Origin of the sequence: Paraburkholderia sprentiae WSM5005, assembly GCF_001865575.2 — a bacterium.
In the GTDB taxonomy this organism is placed as follows: Bacteria; Pseudomonadota; Gammaproteobacteria; order Burkholderiales; family Burkholderiaceae; genus Paraburkholderia; species Paraburkholderia sprentiae.
The window spans coordinates 1,892,917-1,914,051 of sequence record NZ_CP017561.2; the positions used below are offsets into that span (position 1 = coordinate 1,892,917).

17 protein-coding genes are annotated in these 21,135 nt (G+C 64.4%); 5 read left to right on the forward strand and 12 right to left on the reverse strand.

The features are described 5' to 3' along the window. The first annotated feature begins 207 nt into the window (after positions 1–207). Complete coding sequence (locus BJG93_RS08630) at positions 208–1,611, forward strand: MFS transporter (RefSeq protein WP_027197885.1); 1,404 nt, start codon at positions 208–210, stop codon at positions 1,609–1,611. A gap of 39 nt (positions 1,612–1,650) precedes the next feature. On the opposite strand, the gene BJG93_RS08635 is transcribed toward BJG93_RS08630, so the two are convergent. From BJG93_RS08635 to BJG93_RS08655, 5 genes are all read right to left on the reverse strand, one after another. Beyond that, complete coding sequence (locus BJG93_RS08635; RefSeq protein ID WP_027197886.1) at positions 1,651–2,145, reverse strand: DUF421 domain-containing protein; 495 nt, start codon at positions 2,143–2,145, stop codon at positions 1,651–1,653. An 89-nt stretch (positions 2,146–2,234) separates the two neighbouring features. Beyond that, the gene (locus tag BJG93_RS08640) at positions 2,235–2,900 is read right to left on the reverse strand and encodes a glycosyltransferase (protein WP_027197887.1); all 666 of its coding nucleotides are present in this window, start codon (positions 2,898–2,900) and stop codon (positions 2,235–2,237) included. Continuing rightward, entirely contained in the window at positions 2,897–3,502 is a 606-nt protein-coding gene (locus BJG93_RS08645) for an SAM-dependent methyltransferase (protein ID WP_027197888.1), read from the reverse strand. The genes BJG93_RS08640 and BJG93_RS08645 overlap by 4 nt, the downstream gene beginning before the upstream one ends. Positions 3,503–3,535: 33 nt before the next feature. Further along, the gene (locus BJG93_RS08650) at positions 3,536–4,711 is read right to left on the reverse strand and encodes an acyl-CoA dehydrogenase family protein (RefSeq protein WP_027197889.1); all 1,176 of its coding nucleotides are present in this window, start codon (positions 4,709–4,711) and stop codon (positions 3,536–3,538) included. 119 nt (positions 4,712–4,830) lie between these two features. Continuing rightward, entirely contained in the window at positions 4,831–6,801 is a 1,971-nt protein-coding gene (locus BJG93_RS08655; protein WP_027197890.1) for a PAS domain-containing hybrid sensor histidine kinase/response regulator, read from the reverse strand. A gap of 319 nt (positions 6,802–7,120) precedes the next feature. Here BJG93_RS08655 and BJG93_RS08660 point away from each other — a divergent pair, with 319 nt between their 5' ends. After that, positions 7,121–7,318 carry a hypothetical protein gene (locus BJG93_RS08660; protein WP_051374475.1) on the forward strand — a complete coding sequence of 66 codons (198 nt, stop codon included), beginning with the start codon at positions 7,121–7,123 and terminating at the stop codon, positions 7,316–7,318. 129 nt (positions 7,319–7,447) lie between these two features. Here the strand turns inward: BJG93_RS08660 and BJG93_RS08665 are convergent, their stop codons facing one another. Beyond that, positions 7,448–8,506: an NAD(P)/FAD-dependent oxidoreductase gene (locus BJG93_RS08665; protein ID WP_027197892.1), complete on the reverse strand. Its 1,059-nt coding sequence runs from the start codon at positions 8,504–8,506 to the stop codon at positions 7,448–7,450. 188 nt (positions 8,507–8,694) lie between these two features. Further along, on the reverse strand, positions 8,695–9,555 hold the full coding sequence (locus BJG93_RS08670; protein ID WP_027197893.1) for a LysR family transcriptional regulator: 861 nt from the start codon (positions 9,553–9,555) through the stop codon (positions 8,695–8,697). 155 nt (positions 9,556–9,710) lie between these two features. On the opposite strand from BJG93_RS08670, the gene mdtD reads away from it, so the two are divergent. The 3 genes from mdtD (at position 9,711) to BJG93_RS08685 (ending at position 12,843) form a co-directional block, all read left to right on the forward strand. Continuing rightward, complete coding sequence (gene mdtD, locus BJG93_RS08675; RefSeq protein ID WP_027197894.1) at positions 9,711–11,111, forward strand: multidrug transporter subunit MdtD; 1,401 nt, start codon at positions 9,711–9,713, stop codon at positions 11,109–11,111. Positions 11,112–11,259: 148 nt separating this feature from the next. Continuing rightward, complete coding sequence (locus tag BJG93_RS08680; RefSeq protein ID WP_027197895.1) at positions 11,260–11,487, forward strand: hypothetical protein; 228 nt, start codon at positions 11,260–11,262, stop codon at positions 11,485–11,487. Between the two features lie 225 nt (positions 11,488–11,712). After that, positions 11,713–12,843, forward strand: a complete 1,131-nt coding sequence (locus BJG93_RS08685) for a glycosyltransferase family 2 protein (RefSeq protein WP_027197896.1) — start codon at positions 11,713–11,715, stop codon at positions 12,841–12,843. Positions 12,844–12,945: 102 nt separating this feature from the next. Here the strand turns inward: BJG93_RS08685 and BJG93_RS08690 are convergent, their stop codons facing one another. The 5 genes from BJG93_RS08690 to BJG93_RS08710 form a co-directional block, all read right to left on the reverse strand. Further along, a complete protein-coding gene (locus BJG93_RS08690; RefSeq protein WP_027197897.1) occupies positions 12,946–14,253 on the reverse strand; it encodes an MFS family transporter in 1,308 nt (435 codons plus the stop codon). 257 nt (positions 14,254–14,510) lie between these two features. Then, positions 14,511–16,124: a SpoVR family protein gene (locus BJG93_RS08695; protein ID WP_407675256.1), complete on the reverse strand. Its 1,614-nt coding sequence runs from the start codon at positions 16,122–16,124 to the stop codon at positions 14,511–14,513. Further along, a complete protein-coding gene (locus BJG93_RS08700) occupies positions 16,124–17,395 on the reverse strand; it encodes a YeaH/YhbH family protein (RefSeq protein ID WP_027197899.1) in 1,272 nt (423 codons plus the stop codon). The genes BJG93_RS08695 and BJG93_RS08700 overlap by 1 nt, the downstream gene beginning before the upstream one ends. A gap of 168 nt (positions 17,396–17,563) precedes the next feature. Next, the gene (locus BJG93_RS08705) at positions 17,564–19,486 is read right to left on the reverse strand and encodes a PrkA family serine protein kinase (RefSeq protein WP_027197900.1); all 1,923 of its coding nucleotides are present in this window, start codon (positions 19,484–19,486) and stop codon (positions 17,564–17,566) included. A gap of 601 nt (positions 19,487–20,087) precedes the next feature. Next, positions 20,088–20,849, reverse strand: a complete 762-nt coding sequence (locus BJG93_RS08710; protein WP_027197901.1) for a 2-keto-4-pentenoate hydratase — start codon at positions 20,847–20,849, stop codon at positions 20,088–20,090. Between the last annotated feature and the right edge of the window lie 286 nt (positions 20,850–21,135).

The following is a 21,135-nucleotide window of genomic DNA, read 5'->3' on the forward strand; positions in this document are numbered from 1 at the left end:
TACCTACGCAATAACCCGATTATAGTCATCCGATGGCGCAGTGCAACAAAAATCGATATTTTCTTGGCGGGACCGCGGTGCCCTAACCGTGTGTCGGCGAAAAAGTTCGCCAAACGGCGTCTCGATCCAGCAGGTATTAACAACCTGCACCGTACAGGTGCAATAATCACCGCTTTGCCCGCGGCGCTTCGTCGCAGCCTTGCCGTCATGACCGTCGCCCAGACCCAGAAAGCTCTGATTGCGCCTCTTATCGTCGCGTGTGCGATGTTCATGGAAAGCGTCGACGCCAACGTCATCGTCACCGCGCTGCCGGCGATGGCGCGCGATTTCGCGCGCGATCCCGTCACGCTGAAGATCGCGGTGACGAGCTACGTGCTCGGGCTCGGCGTGTTCATCCCCGTGTGCGGCTGGCTCGCCGACAAGTTCGGCGCCCGCACGGTGTTTCGCACGGCGATCGGCATCTTCGTGACGGGCTCGCTGTTGTGCGCCGCGTCGAATTCGCTGGGCACCTTCACGGTTGCGCGTTTCATTCAGGGCGTCGGCGGCGCGATGATGGTGCCGGTCGGGCGGATCATCATCTTTCGCGTGGTGGAGAAAGCCGACTTCATCCGCGCGATGAACTACCTCAGCGTGCCCGCGATGCTCGGCCCCGCCGCCGGCCCGCTGCTCGGCGGCTTCATCACGACGTATCTGCACTGGCGGCTGATTTTCTTCATCAACGTGCCGATCGGCATTGTCGGCATCTATCTGACCAACCGCTATATCGCCAACACGCGCGAGCCTGACCCCGGCCCGCTCGACTGGGTCGGCTTCCTGCTGTCGGCGGCGGGCGCGGTGCTGCTCCTGCTCGGCTTGTCGCTGGTCGGCGGCGAACTGATTTCGAGTCTGGACGCGTTTGGGATGTGCGCGCTCGGCGCCATGCTGCTCGCGATCTACGTCGCGTACGCGCAGCGCGTCGCGCTGCCGCTGCTCGATCTGCGTTTTTTCAACGTGCCGACTTTCCAGGCGAGTGTGCTCGGCGGCTCGCTGTTTCGCATCGGCCTGGGCGCATTGCCGTTCCTGCTGCCGCTGCTGTTGCAGGAAGGTCACGGCATGAGCGCGTTCGAATCGGGGCTGATCACCTGCGCGTCCGCGTTCGGCGGCATGTTCATGCGCACGATCGCCTCCGCCGTGCTGCGCCGCTTCGGCTTTCGCGACGTGCTCGTGGTCAACGCCGCGCTATCGGGTATCTCGATCGCAGCATGCGGGCTGTTTTTCCCGCACACGCCGACGTGGCTCATCTGGTTCGTCGTGCTGCTCGGCGGCTTCTTCCCCGCCTTGCAGTTCACGAGCCTCAATTCGCTGACTTACGCGGAGATCGCGAGCCGCGACGTCGGCCGTGCGACGAGCCTCGGCAGCGTCGTGCAGCAGATGTCGCTCGGTCTCGGCGTGACCGTCGGCGGGATCGTGCTGCAAATTTCGCGCGCGCTGCATGGACATCCGGGCCTCACGTGGTCGGATTTCTGGCCCGCGTTTCTCGTCGTCGGGCTGTGCTCGTTCGCGTCGATTCCCGTCACGCTGCGCTTGCCGCGCGGCGCGGGCGCAGAGATTTCGCGCGGCGGGCGCGGCTAAGCCGTATCCGGGCGCCCCGCCCTTCAGGCGTTCGGGCGTTCATGCGCGCTTGCGAATCACGCTCACTTCGCCGTTGCGTTCGAGAATCGCGGCGGCCACGTTGTCCATCGAGCGCGAGCCGGTTTTCTGCCGCACGCTTTCCTCGACGTCGGTGCGCGTGACGAGCGCCGCGTGCATTTCGTCCGCGTGAAACTTGCCGTCGCTGTACACCTCGCGCTCGGTGCCGCCCACCAGCAGCTCGAAGCGGCGTGAGCGCATGCAGGCCCACGCCAGCACCCTATGACATACGACGATCACGAACGACGCGACCACGGTCGCGATGAACGGCGAGGCCCCGACGATCGCGCGGCTCAGCGTCGCGCCGAGCAGAATCACGACGACCGAATCGAACGGCGAGCGCTGTCCGAAGGAACGTCGCCCCGATACGCGGATCAGCGCGAGCCCGATCACGAAGATGGCGATCGAGCGCAGACCCATCTGCAACGGGTCGAGCTCCCTGCCTTGGCCGAATACAACGTAAAACGCGTCCATCATGTTCGCCCTCCCCGCGGCGTATTGCCGAGCCAATGTTCTGGTGTCCGGATCATGGCGATCGAGACGAGTTCGCGATGCCCCGCCGCCCATCAGGCCAGCGCGCTATCCGTCGCCCATGAGATGAGCCTGTCGCCGAAGCCGCCGCGCGCGCGGGCCGCCGTGCGCGCGCTCGTCGTCACACGCGGCGCCGCGCTCCACGCGATGCGCGCGCCAGTCGCGATCAGCCGATCGACGAGCGCGACGTCCTCGCTGCACTTGAGCGGCGGAAAGCCGCCCGAGCGCCGATAAGCGTGCGCTGAAACGCCGAGATTCGCGCCATGCACGTGGCGATGTCCGTCGGCGTCGACATAGGTCTTGCGAAAATATTCGCGCACGCTGCGGGGATGCGCGCTCCAGTCGTCGACGGCAATCGAGCCGCACACCGCATCCGCGCCGAGCGCCAGCTGCGCGGCCAGCCAGCCGCGCGACACGCGGCTGTCCGCATCGGTGAACGCGAGCCAGCGCGCACCGTGCGCGAGCAGCAGGGACGCGCCCAGTGCCCGCGCGATGCCGACGTTACGCGCCTTCAGTGTGAGCGTGTGCACGCCGTAAGCGCGCGCGATCGCCCCGCTGAAATCGCTGCAGGCGTCGAGCGCGACAACGATGCGCACCTCTTCGCCGGCGAGCGCTTCGTGTCGCGACGCTGCGAGCAAGGCCGTGAGGCAGCGCGCGATCAACGCCTCTTCGTTATGCGCAGGAACGACCACGCCGATCATAGGAGCCCCTCGCGTTGCGCGACCGAGCGTGCGTCGCGCGACCACACGTCGATCAGCAGATCGGCTTCGTCGTGATGCGCGAGACGCGCGAGACCGCAGCGGGCATCGAATAATGCGTGCGTGTGCTCCGCGCATCCGCGTGCTTCGGCGAACGGCCAGCGCCAATGACAGGCGAGCAGCGTGCCGTCCGTCGTCAGCGACCCGGCGATGCGCGCGGCCAGCGCTTCGAGCTCGGCCGCCTCGAGGTAGTACGCGAACTCGCTGATCACGATCAGATCGAACGGTGCGTACTGCGTCGGCCATTCGCGCGGCACCCTGCGCTGTTCGACCCGCACGTTCGATGCGCCCGCCACGCGTTCGCGCGCCAGCTCGACGGCGCGGGCGTGCAGATCGGCGGCGAGCAGCGCGTCGCAGCGCGTCGCGAGCCCGGCCGTCAACTCGCCGTTCGCGCAGCCCGGTTCGAACGCGTTGCGATACCGCGGCCGCGGCAGCAGCGCGAGGGTCAGCGAACGCTTGCGCCTTTCGTACCAGCCTTCGCGCAAGCGCCACGGATCGTCGCTGTGCCGGTAAAGTTCGTCGAAGTACAGCATCGTCGAGCTCATCTCAGCGATCCTCCGAAGGCTGGGGAGTAGAGGTCATAGCGTCCACGGTGCGAGCGTTTGCGAAGACGCGCGAGGCGGTGCAGGTGCGGCGCTCGTGTCACCCGAGGCGAACAGCCGTTCGCCGAGCGCGGCGAGATCGCGTTCGGCGTGGCTTTGTCGCAGAAACACCGGCAAGTCGGCGAGCGCACGCGCGAAGCGCGCGTTGCGGCACAACGGGCCCGCGCCGAGCGCGCGCGTCGCGTGCTCGATCACCGCGTTCGCGGCCTGCTCGACGGCAAGACGCGCGCGCAGCGCGCGCGTCTGCGCATCGTCGGCCGGCCGGGCGTCGATCCACGCGGCGGTTTCGCGCAGTACCGCCGCGGCCGACTGCAATGCAACATCGGTCGCACCCAGATGAGCCAGCCGATGCGCATCCGCTTGCCGGGCGCACGCGTCGCGCAGCGTGCGGCCGATCTGCGCGGCCGCGCCGTACCAGCACGCGGCGATACCGGCGCCGCCATGCCAGAAGCCCGGACGACGCAGATACGCATACGACCCGCCGACGAGCGTCGCGACGGTGTCGTTGAACGTGACATCCGCGCTGGCGGTCGCCTGCATACCGACGGCCTGCCACTTCGATGTATCGATCGAAATCGAGCTCTGGTCCAGCGCGAGCGCCGCGAGCACGGGCTCGTCGTCACGCCATGCCGTCACGAGCGCATGGGTGAGCGCCTGCGCGCCGGAACACCAGGCCTTGGTGCCGGACAGCCGTACCTGAGCGCCGTCGCCGGAAACCTTCTGGATGCCTTCGTTGATGACGCGCACCCGCGCGTGCGGCGCCTCGGCGGCCCACACGCCCCAGCGGCTGGCCGTGGGCGGCATCGGACCATCCAGCTCGGCGAGAATCGCAAGCGCATCGGTATGGCCTTCGAATAGTTTGACGAGACCGAGGTCGCACGCGCCAACGGCCGCGAGCGCGCGCCAACGCGCCAGCGTCTCGCCCTGCCCCGGCAACGGCACGCTCGGCGCGCGATCATAGCCGCGCTCGATCAGCCGCGCGAGCAGTTCACCGAGGGCGACGGGATCGTTCGGATCGAACCGCGCGTCGCGCAAGAAATCGTCGAGCGATACAGCGGATTTGCCGGGCTGCGGCGCGCGCTCACCTTGTTCTATCGGGACTTGCCGGGACCGGGCCGTGAAGCTGGCCGACTGGTCGCGCGTGTCGAGCATCGTGCCTCCCTGCACCGGTTCGATCCTCGGCCCGCCGGCGGCGGCGGACCGCAACGTATGCAGACTCGCAGCAAGCACCGTGCCACCGGAAGGCGCTCGCCGTGCCGCAAACCCAGCGGCTAGGTCTGCGCGCCTCCGCTCAAACGCCCATCCGCCTTCGCGAGCAACGCATCGAGGACCGCCATCTCGACCGGCTTCACGAGGTGCGCATGAAAACCCGCCTTGCGAGTGCGATCGAGATCGCTCGCATGACCGAAGCCCGTCATCGCCGCGTACATCGTGCGGGCCATCGCGGGCAGCGCGCGCATCGCCGCGAGCGTCGCGTAGCCATCCATCTTCGGCATCGCAATGTCGATCAGCGCGAGATGCGGCGCAAAGCGCGGCGCGATCTGCAGCGCCTGCTCGCCATCGTAGGCGATACGCACCTCGTGACCCTTCAGCTCGAGCAGCATCGCGAGGCTGTCGGCCGAATCGCGATTGTCGTCGATGAGGAGAATCCGCAGCGGCTGCACCTCCGGCGCGGCACCGATCGTGCCGCTTTCCGCGGTGTCGAACTGCGCGGAGAGCGGCAGACTCAACGTGAAGGTGCTGCCGAACCCCAGCCCTTCGCTGCTCGCGACGATGCTGCCGCCATGCATCTCGACGAGCGACTTGCACAGCGTCAGGCCGATGCCGAGGCCGCTCTCGCCGCCATTTTGTCCGTCCTTTTCCTGCGCGAACAGCTCGAAGATCTTGTCGAGCGAGCGCACCGGAATGCCGCAGCCGCGGTCGCGCACTTCGAGCACCGCCATGCGAAAGTCGACACGGCCCTCCATTTCGATCACGCTGCCGTTCGGCGAAAACTTCGATGCGTTGTGCAGCAGGTTTTGCAGCACCTGCACGAGCCGCGTCATGTCACCGCGAATGATCACGGGATCGTCGGGCACCTGTGCGACCACGCGCTGCTCGCGCGAGTCGGTGAACGGCCGCGCCGCTTCGATCGCGCGCGCGACGAGTTCGGCGAGTTCGACGTGTGAAATGCGCAGCTCGACCTTATCGGACATGATGCGGCCGATATCGAGCAGATCGTCGACGAGCCGCGTCAGGTGCGTGACCTGGCGATCGATCAGATCGCGCGCCCGCGCGATCACCGGGCTCAGATTGGTTTCCATCTGCATCGTGCCGACCGCGTTGCGCACCGGCGCGAGCGGATTGCGCAGTTCGTGCGCAAGTGTCGCGAGAAATTCGCGCATGCGCTCGCCGGAGCGCTCGAGTTCCTCGCGCCGGCGCCGCTCGGTCAGGTCCCGCGTGACCTTGGCGAAGCCGCGCAAGCGTCGCGCTTCGTCGTAGACAGCCGTGATGATCACGTTGGCCCAGAACGTCGAGCCGTCCTTGCGCACGCGCCAGCCTTCGTCTTCCACGGTGCCGATCTGCCGCGCGATCGCGAGCTCGCGCGCGGGCTTGCCGGCCGCCGCTTCCTCGGGCACGTAGAACAGCGAGAAGTGCCGCCCGACGATTTCGTCGTGCGTATAGCCTTTGATGCGCGCGGCCCCCGAATTCCAACTCACGATGAAGCCTTGCGGATCGAGCATGAAGATCGCGTAATCCTTCACGCTATCGACGAGCAGCCGGAAGCGTTCTTCGCTCTGCCGCAGCGCTTCGAGGTATTCGCGCTGCGCGGTCAGATCGCGCGTGATCTTCGCGAAGCCCGTGACCTCGCCCGCCTCGTTGCGTATCGCGGTGATCACGACGTTCGACCAGAACGTCGTGCCGTCCTTGCGCACGCGCCAGCCTTCATCCTCGAAGCGGCCGGTCAGCGCCGCCTGTTCCAGCTCGTAAGTCGGCCAGCCGCGTGCGACGGCTTCGTCGGTATAGAAGCGCGAAAAATGCTGGCCGACGATCTCGTTTTCCCTGTAGCCGTTCAGCTTCTGCGCGCCGGCATTCCAGCTGACGATGTGGCCCCTCGCGTCGAGCAGAAAGATCGCGTAGTCCGAAATCGCCTGTACGAGCGACGAATAGTCGACGCTGACGGGCACCGGCGGCGCGGCCGCGGCCTGCACTTGGGCGGGCTCGCCGTAATCGCGCGAAGAAGAAGCATCAAGCTGGGTCATAGCGGATACGTAATTTGAATTTTCGTCTCAAGCAAAGCTCGCGCCTGGCAGACGGTAGCGTCCCTCGCGCAAGCGGTAGCGCGCTCCCACGCCGGGGTCGGGATAGGTCACGAAGCGTGCTCGCGCGCTGGGCCATACGACGCAAAGCTTATAACGGCGGGCCCCGCGATTGCTAAAGGCCAATGACGGATCGCGTCGCCGGGTTGCGGTTTCGGTTTGGCATTTTGCCCTTCGCTAGCAAAAACAGGAGTGTCAATTGAAAAAGGTATTGACGGTTTTCGCAACGAACTTCGCGGCCCCGCTTGTTCTTGCCGCCGCATTGAGCTTGGCACCCACCGCCGCGCAGGCCGAAGGCTGCGCCAAAGGCGCGGTCGTGGGCGGCGTCGCCGGGCATGTTGCCGGTCATCATGGGACCGCGGGCGCGGCAGCGGGCTGCGCGATCGGCCACCACGAGGCGAAGAAGAAAGACAAGGCGGCGAGCGCCGCGGCCGCCGCGAGTCAACCCGCCGGAAAGTAGTGCCTGCCGCGAGCAACAGAGCACGTAAAAGGACTGGCCGTCGCGCCATGCTAACGGCCGGCCAGGGTCGACGCCGCAGGGCGTCCGCGCGTCTCGCGACGGCAAACCGCTGCCGCGCTTGCGCGCTAGTCAGCCCGCCGCGCCGATCTTTTCGGCGAGCTTCGCGTCGTAGCTCGAATGGACGTGCACACGCTTTTTGTCGGGATACGCGTACGCGTACGCCTTGCGCAGCGCGAGCGACGCCTCGTGAAAGCCCGACAGGATCAGCTTCTGCTTGTTCGGATAGTTCGCGATGTCGCCGACGGCGAAGATGCCCGGCCGCGAGCTTTCATAGTTCGATGTATCCACGTCGACGCGGCCGCCGTGAATCGTCAGTCCCCACTGCGCGATCGGGCCGAGATCGGCGACGAGCCCATACAGCGCGATCAGATGCTCGGCTTCCAGCTGGATCTCGCCGTCGATCTGCCGCAGCGTCAGCGAGCGCAGCGCACCGTCTTCCACCTCGAGCGCCGCGATCCCGCCGACGACGAAGTCCATTTCGCCCGCCTCGACCGCGCGCCGCATCAGCTCGACGCTCGAATCGGCCGCGCTGAAGCCCGCGCGCCGATGCACCAGCGTCACGCGCCGCGCGACCTTGCGTAATGCCAGTGCCCAGTCGAGCGCTGAATCGCCGCCGCCCGCGACGACCACGTTTTTGTCGGCGAAATCGGCGAGGCGCGGCACGCTGTAGTGCACGTGACGCGTTTCGAGCGGCCCGGCCTCCGGGAGCGTGAGCTTTTGCGGAACGAACGCGCCATTGCCGGCGCCGAGCAGGATCGCCGCGACGTCGAACACCAGGCCGCGCTGCGTGCGCACGGTCCAGCGTCCGTCGTCGCGCTGCTCGATCGTTTCGACGCGCTGTTCCAGATGAATCGGCACATCGAACGGCTTGCACTGCGCGAGCAACCGTTCGACCAGTTCGCGCGCGGTGCAAGAGGTGATGGCGGGGATGTCGTAGATCGGCTTGTCGGGATACAGCTCGATGCACTGGCCACCGACGCGTCCGAGTATGTCGACGATCTGGCAGCTGAGGCCGATCACACCCGCCTCGAACGCCGCGAACAGACCCACGGGACCGGCGCCGACGATCAGCACATCGGTGCGGATCGGCGAAACGGGCGAAGCGGACGGGTCGGCGGCAACGGTCATGGGGCAGGTCTCCGGGCTCACGGTGGAACGCGCAATGCAAGGATCGATGACCCACCATACCGAATCGGCCCGCACGCGGCAACGATGTCATTGTCGACGGTAAGGATGCTCGGGACGCGCGTCGGGCGCATCGTCACACCCCTCAGGCCGCAGCGATCGGCGCGCAGCGCGGCGACCCACTGCCGGCCTCACTCGCCAATCCACGACCCGCGCAGATCGCTGTCATGCAGCAACTGCAGCAGCGTGCCCGCCGGGCGGCTCAGGCGCTTTGCCGCGAGCGCGATGAATTCCACCGACGGCAAGGTCGGCAGTCCGGCCGCATTCACCGGCGGTGCGAGCCCGCGCGCGGCCAGGTACTGCGGCCGCACGGTGATGCCGAGTCCGCCGCGCGCGGCCGCGATACAGCCGGAATGACTGCTGCTCGTGCAGACGATCTGCCAGCTCGCGCCGGCTTCGGCGAGCGCATCGAGCACGACCGCGCGCGTCACGCTCGGCTCGGCGACCAGAATCAGCGGCAGCGGCTGGCTCAAATCGACGAGCGTGCCGGTCCGCGCCAGCCATTCGAGCCGCCCGGTGAAGAGCGGCACGCCGCGCCGGTCGCCGAGCCGGCGCTTGCCGACCAGCAGATCGATCGCGCCGGCGTCGAGCAGTTCGTAGAGCCTGCCGGTCATGCCGATCGTGATTTCAAGCTCGACGTCGGGATGCGCGTTGCGAAACGCCGCCAGCACGGTTGGCAGCGGGCCGAGCGCGATGTCGTCCGATGAACCGAGCCGCACGCGCCCCTTCAGACGCGGCGCGCGAAACTGCGATTCGGCGCGCGCCAGCGCGTGCAGGATCACGCTCGCATGCGCGAGCATCGCTTCGCCGTCGGGCGTCAGCGCGAGCGAATGCGTATCGCGCACGAACAGGCGCCGGCCCACGCTCTGTTCGAGGCGCCGGATATGTTCGCTGACGCTCGACTGCGTCAGATCGAGCCGCCGCCCCGCTTCGGTGAAGCTATGGCAGGCCGCGACGGTCGAAAAGGTCTTGAGCCAGATTGGATTGAGCATGCCTGATTGTCGCGCCGCTCATCGGCAATGTCGATAACAGTCAGCAGGCCTAGTGGGGTTCCCGATTGACGGGTTCGCCAATAAGATGACGGAATTCCGCTTGCCCTGCTCCGGGTGCGCTTCGCCGCCCGCTGTCGAAAACCGCTGTCGAAAACATGACCAAGGATTCCTCTCAGACCGCCCTGCTGTGGATCGTCGCCGCCGGCTTCTTCATGCAGTCGCTCGACACGACGATCGTCAACACCGCGCTGCCGTCGATCGCGAACAGCCTGCACGTCGCGCCGCTCGCGATGCAACCGATTGTCGTCGCCTACACACTGACGATGGCGATGCTCACGCCCGCCTCCGGCTGGCTTGCCGACCGCTTCGGCACCCGCCGCGTCTATTTCGCTGCGATTCTCGTGTTCGTGCTCGGCTCGATCTGCTGCTCGAGCGCGCACACGCTCGGCCAGCTCGTGATGGCGCGCGTGCTGCAAGGCCTCGGTGGCTCGATGCTGCTGCCGATCGGACGGCTCGCGGTACTGCGCAGTGTGTCGGGCGAGCAATACGTGTCCGCGCTCGCGTTCATTTCGATTGCGGGCCAGCTCGGACCGATCGCCGGGCCGACGCTCGGCGGCTGGTTCGTGCAGGCGATCACGTGGCATTGGATCTTTCTGATCAACGTGCCGATCGGCGCGGTAGGACTTTACGCTGTGCGGCGCTTTCTGCCGTCGCATGACGAGGCGCAGGCGCCTCCGTTCGATGTCATCGGTTGCGCGCTGCTGTCGCTGTGCATGATCGCGTTTTCGCTTGCCATCGACGCGCCGGTCTCGTCGCATCGCGCGGCGTGGTCGGCGGCGCTGTTCGCATTGGCTGTCGCGAGCGCGCTCGCCTACGTTCCTCACGCACGAAACCGCCGCGATCCGCTGTTCAAGCTGTCGCTGTTCGGCGAGCCGAACTTCAGCGTCGGCCTGATCGGCAACCTCGTATGCCGGGTCGGCTCGAGCGCGGTGCCGTTCCTCGTGCCGCTGCTGCTGCAACTGCAGCTCGGCTACTCGCCGCTGCACTCCGGTCTGATGATGCTGCCCGCGGCGCTCGCCGGCACGCTCGCCAAACGCTGGATCGCGCCGCTCGTGCGCCGCTTCGGCTATGACACGTTCCTGCTTGTCAACACGATCATCGTCGGCTCGGCAATCGTCGCGTTCTCGCTGATTTCGCGCGGCACCCCGCTCGTGATCGAAATCGCGATCCTCGCGGTATTCGGCGCGGCCAACTCGATGCAGTTCGCGGCGATGAACAGTGTCACGCTGAAGGACCTGTCGCACGAAGACGCGGGCAGCGGCAACAGCCTTTTCTCGATGGTGCAGATGCTCGCGATCGGGCTCGGCGTGTCGATCGGCGGCGGGCTCGTGAATCTGTTCGCGGCGCAATGGGGCTCGCCGGAACTCGGCTTCCGGCTCGCGTTCGTGTGCGTCGGCGTGATCACGCTCGTGTCCGCCTGGATCTTCCGCCATCTCGACGATGCGTCGGGCACGCGTGTGATTCGCGGCCAGGCCGCGCCGAGCACCGGGCGTTGAGACGCTGCGGCGCGCACGCCAATCGGGCGAGGAAGCTTTTAGCCTTTGACGAGCGCGTGCGGCAGTTTCGCTGCGGCCGCCGAAGCGCCGCCCCGCCCGGGTCCGCGCCTTGCTTCTCAGCTATGTCTTCCTTTCCAGGAGAGCAGCGATGAGCAAAGCGACGGATCAATCCCAAGGCGAAGCAGAAAACGCGGCCGACAACGAATCGAAAAGCCAGGCCGGCACCCCGACCGAGGACCTCGCGCACCCGCACCATGCAGTGCATAGCGACAACCCGAAGAGCAAGATGCCCGAGCGCGACGATCAGGGCCGCAAGCAATCGCCTGCCGACCGTCCTGGCAAACAGCCCGGCGAGGGCGAAACGTCGGTCGGTTGATCAGATGAAACCCGCACACACGGCCTGGGTGTGCGCTGCATCCAGGCCGCATCACTTTCCGCTTTCCGCAGCTTTCTGTAAGCAAACATTTCTTCCCGATTTTTACCGAATATTTTTTCGGCGCCTTGCACTACTTTGCTGCTTGCGGCAACGCGTGCGCCTGCGAATCGGCGGCCCCGCTTCCTGCCGCTCCATGCCGCTTCCGATTGATAAAAGGCGTCATCCATGTCCAACGCGTCAAGTTCTCCCGTCGTCGGTGCGCCCGTCGCCTACGTCTCCATTTGCGTGCCCACGTGCAACCGTCCCGAGCTGCTGGTCGAATGCATCGACTCGTGCCTCGCGCAAAACTATCGGCATCTGGAAATCCTGATTGGCGACGATTCGACGGACGCGCGCTCGCAGCAACTGATCGCGCAGCGTTACCGCGACGAGCCGCGGGTGCGCTACGAGAAGCATGCATCGCCGCTTGGCCAGGCGCGCAATGTATCGAGCCTGTTCGCGCGGGCGCGCGGCGAAAAGATCCTGCTGATCCACGACGACGATCTGTTGACGCGCGACGCCGTCGATAAACTCGTGTCGCTATGGCAGCGCTATCCGCGGCTCGATGCGGCATTCGGCGCTCAGTACGAAGCGGATCACGACGGCGCCATCGACTTCGACGCGAGCGCCCGTCTGAACGCAGCGTTCCGGCGCACCCGGGCCAGTGAGGGTCTGCAGCCGCTCGCGGGCCGCACCGGCCTGATCCAGATGTTTCCGAACAATGGCTGGATGGCCGATGCGCGGCTCGTCAAGCGGATCGGCTACGACGAGCGGTACGGCGTCTGTTGCGACTACGTGTTCGGCGCCAAGCTATGCCTCGCCGCGCGCGAGGTGTTTTATCTGCACGACTATGTGTCGGTGTATCGGAAGACCGCGACGTCGATCTCGCACAGCACGCGCGGCACGCGGATGGCCGCATCGCAGAGCGCCTATGCGTTCGTGAAGTCGCTCGATTTGCCGGCGCGACTGGAGCCGTCGCGGCGGCTCGCGCTGCGGCGATTGGCACCGATCGTCGTGTCGATTCACGCGCGCAACGGCCAGCCGCGCGCGGGCTTGCAAGTCGCGCTCGCGCATCTGTTCGCCTACCGCTATGGATTCAGCGCGCGGTTCTACTATCACCTGGCGATGCTCGCGCGCGCGGCACTGCGGGCACGGCGCTCGGTCGCCAGCGCCGCGACCGATGCGGCCGCCGCCGCGGTCGCGGTGGTCGCGGCCGCGCCGGTAGTCGCCGCGGATCAGGCCGCGGCGGTCAAGGAGTTCGTCAACGAACTGGTGAGCGAACGGCACGAGCCGGTGACATTGCGCGAGCGCCTGTGAGCGCTGCACGGACGGGCTTTCTTCAGGTCAAGTTCCGCTGCCCTTTCGCTGCCGTCGTGATCTGAAACCCGGTCACGCGCCACGATTCGCACCCCTGCCCGCTCAAGGCTCGTGACGCAAATACCCTTGCGTCGACGGATCGCGCATGCGTAACGACACGAGGCCCGCGATCGCGCACATCGCCGTCACGTACCAGAAGAACATCGATTCGACGTTGGCCTGCTTCAGCCACAGCGCAACGTACTCCGCCGAGCCGCCGAAGATCGCGTTCGCGACCGCATACGACAAGCCCACGCCGAGCGCGCGCACTTGTGGCGGGAACATTTCCGCCTTGATCAGACCGCTGATCGACGTATAGAAGCTGACGATCGCGAGCGCCACCACGACCAGCGCGAAGGCCGCATACGGGCTCGTCACGTCTTTCAGCGCATGCAGCAGCGGCACCGTGCCGAGGGTAGCGAACAGGCCGAAACACAGCATCGAGCGGCGCCGCCCGATGCGGTCCGACAACGCGCCGAACGCCGGCTGCATCAACATGTAGACGAACAACGCGGCGGTCATCACCGAGCTCGCGGTCTTCGCGTGCATGCCGGCCGTGTTGACCAGGTACTTTTGCATGTAGGTGGTGAACGTGTAGAAGATCAGCGAGCCGCCGGCTGTGAAGCCGAGCACCGTCATGAACGCGGTCTTGTGCTCCCACAGCCCGCGCAGCGTGCCCGCTTCCTTGCGCTGGCGCATCGCGGCGGTGGTGGTTTCATCAAGGGATTTGCGCAGATACAGCGCGATCAACGCGGCGATGGCGCCAATCACGAACGGCACGCGCCAGCCCCATGCCTTCAGCTCTTCGGTCGTCAGCGTCTGTTGCAGGGTCACGAGCACGAGCAGCGCGCACAGTTGGCCGCCGATCAGCGTCACATACTGGAACGACGCGAAAAAGCCGCGCCGGCCCTTCAACGCGACTTCGCTCATATAGGTTGCGCTGGTGCCGTATTCGCCGCCCACCGACAAGCCCTGCAACAGCCGCGCGAGCAGCAGCAACGCCGGCGCGAGCGCGCCGATCTGCGCGTAGGTGGGCAGCATCGCGATCACTAGCGAGCCGCCGCACATCATGAATACCGACACCATCATCGCGGTGCGGCGACCGCGTTTGTCGGCGAGCCGCCCGAAGAACCAGCCGCCGATCGGCCGCATCAGAAAGCCCGCGGCGAACACGCCCGCCGTGTTCAGCAACTGCGTGGTCGTGTTGCCACTCGGGAAGAACGACGGCGCGAAGTAGAGCGCCGTGAACGAATACACGTAGAAGTCAAACCACTCGACGAGATTGCCCGATGAAGCGCCGACGATTGCAAAAATGCGGCGCCGTGTATCGTGCGCCGAGGCCACGATGGATTGTTCGGTTCGGTCGTTCATGCTTGGTGTCTTTCCTTATTTAAACGAGGAGAACGGTCGTGCGCCGTCTTGATGTCGCGCGCGCAGCCTGAGCGGCCGTCGCGAGTGCGCGAATTTTACATAAATGAAAGCAAAGGAAGGTTGTTTGTCAGCGCGACCTGAGGAAAGCCCTGGGTCGGTCGAATTTGCGCTCCCACAAAACGAAGCCCCTGCCAGTTGACGACTGGCAGGGGCTTGACGGGTGACACGGACCGCTTCGGCGGGCGCTCAGGCGGCGCTCAGATTCTCAAGGACGGCGGCATGTACCGGCACTCGTAGCGTTTTCTGACGGTACCGTTTTCGTCGACGCTTTCGAGGTACACGTCGAACTGCCATAAGCGCGCCATATGCTTGAGCACTTCGTCGCTATCCGGTGACAGGTGCCGGTTATCGCTCATGAAATGACGCAACGTGAGACTGCGGTCACCGCGTGTATTGACGGCCCACACCTGAATGTTCGGCTCGCGGTGATGCATGTCGTACTGCCGCGACAGCGCCTGGCGTACGTACTGGTAGCCGCTATCGTCGTGAATCGCCGACACTTCGAGCGCGTCGCGCATGTCGTCGTCGAGCACCGAGAACAGGCGCATTTCGCGGATCAGATGCGGCGACAGATACTGCGCGACGAAGCTCTCGTCCTTGAAGTTGCGCATCGCGTAGTGCATCGCGGGCAGCCACGGACTGCCGGCCAGATCCGGGAACCACCGGCGATCTTCGTCGGTCGGCGATTCGCAGATGCGGCGAATGTCGCTCATCATCGAAAAGCCGAGCGCATACGGGTTGATGCCGCTGTAATACGGCTTCGTGACCGGCGGCTGGTAGACGACATTGCTGTGGGAATGGAGAAACTCCATCATGAAGCCGTCTTCGAGCTTGCCCTGGTTGTACATCGTATTGAGCAGCGTGTAGTGCCAGAACGTCGCCCAGCCTTCGTTCATCACCTGGGTCTGCCGCTGCGGGTAGAAGTACTGACCGATCTTGCGCACGATGCGGATCACCTCGCGCTCCCACGGCTCGAGTAGCGGCGCGTTTTTCTCCGCAAAATACAGCAGGTTTTCCTGCGGCTCGGGCGGATAGCGCTCTTCGACCTCCTCGGGCAGCGGTGTATGGCGCGTGGGCAAGGTGCGCCACAACTCGTTGACCTGCGACTGCAGATACGCCTCGCGTTCGCGACGCGCGGCGAACTCTTTCTGCAGCGACAGCTTCTGCGGCCGCTTGTAACGGTCCACGCCGTAATTCATCAGCGCGTGGCACGAATCGAGCAATTCCTCGACGCGGTCGAGCCCATAGCGCTCCTCGCATTCCGCGATGTAGTTTTTCGCGTAGACGAGGTAGTCGATGATCGCGTGCGCGTCCGTCCACAAGCGGAACAGATAGTTGCCCTTGAAGAACGAGTTGTGACCGTAGGCCGCATGGGCGATGACGAGCGCCTGCATCGTCATCGTGTTCTCTTCCATCAGATAGGCGATGCAGGGGTTCGAATTGATGACGATTTCGTACGCGAGCCCCATCTGGCCGCGACGATAGCTTTTTTCCGTAGAAAGAAAATGTTTGCCGAACGACCAGTGACGGTAGTTCACCGGCATACCGACGGACGCATAGGCATCCATCATCTGTTCGGCGCTGATGAGTTCGAGCTGGATCGGATACACGTCGAGCTCGTATTGCTCCGCAACACGGGCAATATGCGAGTCGTACTCTTCGATCAATTCGAAGGTCCAGTCGGACGGGCACGGCAGAGGCCGTCTATCGGCTACGTTCATACGGACTTCCCTTTGCCCCTCGATGGGCGTTCCGGTGTGTCCCGTGCTGCAGATCGCGGACTGCTCCGGCACGAGCGGTTCCCGTTCCATCACGAAGTCGCCGCCTGCTTCTCGAACAGCTCGCGAAACACCGGATAAATGTCGGCCGCGGTCTCGACCTTCTTCATCGCCATATGCGGTTGCGATAGCGCCAGTTGCGCGTATTCGAGCCACAGATTCTGCTCTTCGGGCGTCACCTGAATATACGCAAAATACCGCACCTTCTCCAGGATGTCATCCGACAGTATCTTGCGGCATTTCGGCGAGTCGTCGGTCCAGTTGTCGCCATCGGACGCCTGGGCGCCGTAAATGTTCCATTCAGTCGGCGAGTAGCGTTCGTCCATCACCTTGCGCATCAGTTCGAGCGCGCTCGACACGACGGTGCCGCCGCTTTCGGTCGAGTGGAAGAACGTGTCCTCGTCGACTTCCTCGGCGCGCGTGTGGTGGCGAATGAACACGACTTCGATGCGCTCGTAGTTACGCTTCAGGAACAGGTACAGCAGGATGAAGAAGCGCTTGGCGAGATCCTTGCGCTGCTCGTCCATCGAACCGGACACGTCCATCAGGCAGAACATCACCGCCTGGCTCGACGGCGTGGGCTGCTTCACGCGATTCACGTAGCGCAGATCGAATGGATCGATGAACGGAATGCGCCAGATCCGTCCTTTCAGATGGTGGATGTCGTCCTCGAGCCGCTTGATCTCTTCGCGGCGATCGGCGGGATCGGCCATCAACTCTTCGAGCTGGCGCTCCAATTCGTGCAGCTGGTTGACGAGCGGCGCGCCGAGCGCGATGCGCCGGCCGAGCGCGCTGCGCAACGAGCGCACCACGTCGATGTTGTTGGGCGTGCCCTCGGCGGCCCAGCCCGCGCGGACGCTTTTCCACGTCGGCACCGCCATCAGATGAGTTTTGACGAGACGCGGCAGTTCGAGGTCGTCGAAGAAATACTGCATGAACTCTTCGCGGCTCAGTTCGAACACGAAGTCGTCCTGACCTTCGCCCTCGTTACTGGCCTGACTCCCTCCGCCGCCGCCACCGCCACCTTGCGGGCGCTGAATCTTGTCGCCGCGGATGTAGTCCGAGTTGCCGGGATGCACCATCTCGCGCCGGCCGCCCGGTCCGTGACGGAACGACGGCTCCGCGATGTCCTTGCGCGGAATGGTGATGCTCTGGGTGTTCTGAATGTCCTTGATGCTGCGGTCGCGCACCGCCTCCGACACGGCACGACGAATGTAGTTTTTGACGCGGCGCAAAAAGCGCTCGCGATTCGCAATACTTTTGTTCTTACCTGCCAACCTGCGGTCGATGATTTGATGAAGCACGCCCGGTCTCCCGTCCATGCAACCGCGATTCCCTGCGGCCGCATCACTATTTCGGGTGCGCGAAACGCCCGCCGCGCAGTGCAATGCTATGACCCTGCGGCCTGCGCCTCGCCGGTTGCCCGTACGGTCGAACCGTACGAGCGGCACACCATGAGTATCATGCGCGCATCATGACGACTTGCGCACGCGCAGATACCAGTCGCACAGCAAGCGCACCTGCTTCGGCGTATAGCCCTTCGCCACCATGCGATTGACGAAGTCTTCATGCTTGCGCTGCTCTTCGGCCGAGCCCTTCGCGTTGAACGAGATCACCGGCAACAGCTCTTCCGTGTTCGAGAACATCTTCTTTTCGATCACGACGCGCAGCTTCTCGTAGCTGATCCACGCGGGGTTCTTGCCCGCATTCGCAGCCCGCGCACGCAGCACGAAGTTCACGATTTCGTTGCGGAAGTCCTTCGGGTTGCTGATGCCCGCCGGCTTCTCGATTTTCTCCAGTTCGGCGTTCAACGAGGCACGGTCGAAGCTTTCGCCGGTGTCGTGGTCGCGGAACTCCTGATCCTGGATCCAGAAGTCCGCATACGTGACGTAGCGGTCGAAGATGTTCTGACCGTACTCGGAGTACGACTCCAGATACGCGGTCTGAATCTCCTTGCCGATGAACTCCGCATAGCGCGAGGCGAGCACGTCCTTGATAAAGGACAGATACTTCTGCTCGGTCTCCGGCGGGAACTGCTCGCGTTCGATCTGCTGTTCGAGCACGTACATCAGATGTACCGGGTTGGCCGCGACTTCGGTCGAGTCGAAGTTGAACACGCGCGACAGAATCTTGAACGCGAAGCGGGTCGACACGCCGGTCATGCCTTCGTCGACGCCGGCGAAGTCGCGATACTCCTGATACGATTTCGCTTTCGGGTCCGTGTCCTTCAGATTCTCGCCGTCGTAGACCTGCATCTTCGAGAACAGGCTCGAGTTCTCCGGCTCCTGCAAACGCGTGAGCACGGACATCTGCGCCATCATCTTGAGCGTGCCCGGCGCGCACACCGCGTTGGCGAGCGACGAGTTGCGCAGCAACTTCTCGTAGATCTTGACCTCTTCGCTATAGCGCAGGCAGTACGGCACCTTGACGACGAAGATCCGGTCGAGCAGCGCCTCGTTGTTACGGTTGTTGCGGAATGCCTTCCACTCCGACTCGTTCGAGTGAGCGAGGATGATGCCGTCGAACGGAATCGCGCCGAAGCCTTCCGTGCCCTTGAAGTTGCCTTCCTGGGTCGCGGTGAGCAGCGGGTGCAACACCTTGATCGGCGCCTTGAACATTTCGACGAATTCGAGCAGGCCCTGATTGGCGAGGCACAGGCCGCCCGAGTAGCTGTAGGCGTCGGCGTCGTCCTGCGCGTACTGTTCGAGCTTGCGGATATCGACCTTGCCGACCAGCGACGAGATGTCCTGATTGTTTTCGTCGCCCGGTTCCGTCTTCGAGATAGCGATCTGGCGAAGGATCGACGGATAGCGGCGCACGACGCGGAACTTGCGGATGTCGCCGTTGTACTCGTGCAGGCGCTTGACCGCCCACGGACTCAGAATGCCTCGCAGGTAGCGACGAGGGATGCCGTATTGCTCTTCGAGGATCGGACCGTCTTCCTCGTAGTCGAACAGACCGAGCGGCGATTCATTGACGGGCGAGCCCTTGATCGCATAGAACGGCACGCGTTCCATCAGCTGCTTCAGACGTTCGGCGATCGACGACTTGCCGCCGCCGACCGGTCCTAACAGATACAGTATCTGCTTCTTTTCTTCGAGCCCCTGGGCCGAGTGCCGGAAGTAGGCGACCACCTGCTCGATCACCTCTTCCATCCCGTAGAACTCACGGAATGCGGGGTATACCTTGATGACCTTGTTCGCGAAGATACGCGATAGACGCGGATCGTTGCGCGTGTCGATCTGTTCCGGTTCTCCAATTGCCGTCAACATGCGTTCGCCGGCGGTGGCGTACGCGGCGGGATTGTCTTTGCAGAGCGCGAGATACTCCTCGAGCGAGAGTTCGTCCTCCCGTGTTTTCTCGAAGCGGGTCGCGAAACTGCTGTAGATATCCATGCTACCTCCTCGCCAAAGTCTGGAGCGATGTCATGCGCGGCGCGCTATTCGGAAACGACATCGCTCGAATTCATCCTAAACCCTTTTAAATTTTTTTTCACGGACTACGTTGCGAAAATCGCGTCGTAACCGCCATGTCCACATCCTCACCTGGAAACAAAGATTCGACATCTACAATTTTTTACGTACGTTGCAACAAATCACATCGATGCTGCTCCGCTGTACCGTTGCTTTCTTCGGCACCGCATCGCTATTCAGTGCTCCTGCACGAGTTCGCGGTAGCACTGCATCGCGCCATGTCGTCGCGTTGCTGATGCACATCCCGTACCTGCACCGTCGAGCCTGCATAAAAATGCCGCTGTCTGCGCACGAACACTTCGTGACTAACAGCATGCACTGATGACATGGATGACGGCAGCGGCTCGCAGCGCGCTTATAGGTGTATACGGAAGGACACGGCAAAGTTGCAACGCAAGGCATCAAACAGACTAGCGATCAAGACTGCCACCGTTTTCCATTCGCCAAAATAAAAACGGCTGCACGCGTGCAGCCGTTTCTTATGAAACGTTGTAATTTGCCGTTACAAGCGCCGCAGCATCGATCAGGTCAGTTCGATCTCCACTTCACCGAGTCCGTCGATATGACCGCGCACGATGCCCGGCTCGTCGATCTTGTGCGCGCCAACGTACGAACCAGTCGTCAAGGTCCAGTCACGCTCGATGGTGATGCCCATCGCCGCGCAATGGTTGACGAACCACACGAGCAGCTCGCGCGGATCGCCCGCTGGGTTGCCGGTCATTTCCGGTATCAGCGAACGGCCGTTGAAACTCAGCTCCAGTTCCGGCGACACGAAGTCGAAGCCGCGCGCGAGGCTCGCATAGACGGCAGGATGGCCGGTGATCAGCGCGCCGTTGTTCTGCGCGTCGGCCAACTGCGCGAGCGGTGCGACGTTCGGCCACTCGGCAAAGCGGCTGTCGACGATCTCGATGGCCGGCAGCACCGCGCCGAGCTTGGACAGCACCTCGTCGCGCGCATACGCCTGAGCGCGCGGCTCGATCGTCGCGTCGAAGCGGAACGCGATCTCGAGCTCGACCAGCACGCGGAAGAATCCGTCGTGCGCGAGCCGCGCCGGCGACGGCACCACCAGCGAGGCCGGAATGGGCGCGCCCGACGTCGCGCCGCCGGGCGACTTCGCGCCGATTTTCCACGCGCCGGTCGACTCGCCGAGACCCACGATCACCGCCTGTTGGATCGCGTAAGCGCTCGCCGCATCGGGGGGCAGGCTGTCGGGTGGCGGCGCCACGATCGGCCGGTGCTGCCGGCGTGCCTCGACGAGGCGTTGCGCAAGATCGTATCGCGTGATGTCGGTTCTTTGTGGCTGGCGCATGGCGGGTTCACAGGACGTAGCGATGAAGTGGGAGCCACCTGTTCGAGGTGCGGGCAGCCGCACGTCGCGCACGCGGATCGGGGCCGTGCCCGTCAATGTACCGGATCGCGGCGCGCACCGGTGAAAGGCGGCAGCGCGCAAACGTTAATTCTTGCGCGAGCCGAAAAAAAACCCGCATGCGGACCCTGCGCGGCTTGTCGTGAAGCGCGCGTCGCTGGCCGTGGCGGGTGTGCCGGACAAGGCGAGCGCCCGGAACGGATGT

Excerpts from the sequence above, each read along its gene's own strand:
- BJG93_RS08630 (WP_027197885.1), top strand. The coding sequence starts at position 208 with ATGACCGTCGCCCAGACCCAGAAAGCTCTGATTGCGCCTCTTATCGTC.
- BJG93_RS08635 (WP_027197886.1), bottom strand. The coding sequence starts at position 2,145 with ATGATGGACGCGTTTTACGTTGTATTCGGCCAAGGCAGGGAGCTCGAC.
- BJG93_RS08640 (WP_027197887.1), bottom strand. The coding sequence starts at position 2,900 with ATGATCGGCGTGGTCGTTCCTGCGCATAACGAAGAGGCGTTGATCGCG.
- BJG93_RS08645 (WP_027197888.1), bottom strand. The coding sequence starts at position 3,502 with ATGAGCTCGACGATGCTGTACTTCGACGAACTTTACCGGCACAGCGAC.
- BJG93_RS08650 (WP_027197889.1), bottom strand. The coding sequence starts at position 4,711 with ATGCTCGACACGCGCGACCAGTCGGCCAGCTTCACGGCCCGGTCCCGG.
- BJG93_RS08655 (WP_027197890.1), bottom strand. The coding sequence starts at position 6,801 with ATGACCCAGCTTGATGCTTCTTCTTCGCGCGATTACGGCGAGCCCGCC.
- BJG93_RS08665 (WP_027197892.1), bottom strand. The coding sequence starts at position 8,506 with ATGACCGTTGCCGCCGACCCGTCCGCTTCGCCCGTTTCGCCGATCCGC.
- BJG93_RS08670 (WP_027197893.1), bottom strand. The coding sequence starts at position 9,555 with ATGCTCAATCCAATCTGGCTCAAGACCTTTTCGACCGTCGCGGCCTGC.
- mdtD (WP_027197894.1), top strand. The coding sequence starts at position 9,711 with ATGACCAAGGATTCCTCTCAGACCGCCCTGCTGTGGATCGTCGCCGCC.
- BJG93_RS08680 (WP_027197895.1), top strand. The coding sequence starts at position 11,260 with ATGAGCAAAGCGACGGATCAATCCCAAGGCGAAGCAGAAAACGCGGCC.
- BJG93_RS08685 (WP_027197896.1), top strand. The coding sequence starts at position 11,713 with ATGTCCAACGCGTCAAGTTCTCCCGTCGTCGGTGCGCCCGTCGCCTAC.
- BJG93_RS08690 (WP_027197897.1), bottom strand. The coding sequence starts at position 14,253 with ATGAACGACCGAACCGAACAATCCATCGTGGCCTCGGCGCACGATACA.
- BJG93_RS08695 (WP_407675256.1), bottom strand. The coding sequence starts at position 16,124 with ATGGAACGGGAACCGCTCGTGCCGGAGCAGTCCGCGATCTGCAGCACG.
- BJG93_RS08705 (WP_027197900.1), bottom strand. The coding sequence starts at position 19,486 with ATGGATATCTACAGCAGTTTCGCGACCCGCTTCGAGAAAACACGGGAG.